The sequence below is a fragment of the Adlercreutzia equolifaciens genome, assembly GCF_029076695.1.
Taxonomy (GTDB): Bacteria; Actinomycetota; Coriobacteriia; order Coriobacteriales; family Eggerthellaceae; genus Adlercreutzia; species Adlercreutzia equolifaciens_A.
Genome location: NZ_JARFIK010000051.1, coordinates 1 through 434 on the forward strand (window position 1 = coordinate 1; position 434 = coordinate 434).

1 pseudogene is annotated in these 434 nt (G+C 66.8%); it reads left to right on the plus strand.

Features of this window, described 5'->3' with window-relative positions:
- Nucleotides 1-64: 64 nt before the first annotated feature.
- Nucleotides 65-434 (plus strand): annotated as a pseudogene (locus PZH32_RS11415) (hypothetical protein); the annotation flags it as partial.

Below are 434 nucleotides of genomic sequence, written 5' to 3' on the forward strand. Positions count from 1 at the left end.
GGCTTCGCAAAGCTCTGCCTTGCAGACATAGCTCACCGAGTTCTCGGCTGCGGCTCTGCCCGCCGTGCAAACCAGTCTTGAGGCTGCTACGACGGCTGCTTCCAAGGCCGATGAGGCCGCGGCGTCTTTGGCCAGCACCACGGGGCAGGCCCAAGGTGCTATTCAGGCAGCCCTTATTCAGGGGCAGACCACCATCGACGAAGGCAAGGCCATGGCGTCGTCGCTGCGAGAGCGGGCAGGAAAGCTCCCCGCCGATAGCGCCGTCCGCAAGAGCCTCGAGGAGGCGGCGGCCACCATCGACGATCGCACAGCCACGGCCCAGGAAACCCTTGATTCCCTGAAGGGGCTCAATACCCGCACGCTAGCTGCCTCCCAGGCCCTCTCCGAGGCCACGGCGGCGGTGAACAGCGCCGTGCAGCAGGCCACGGGCGGTG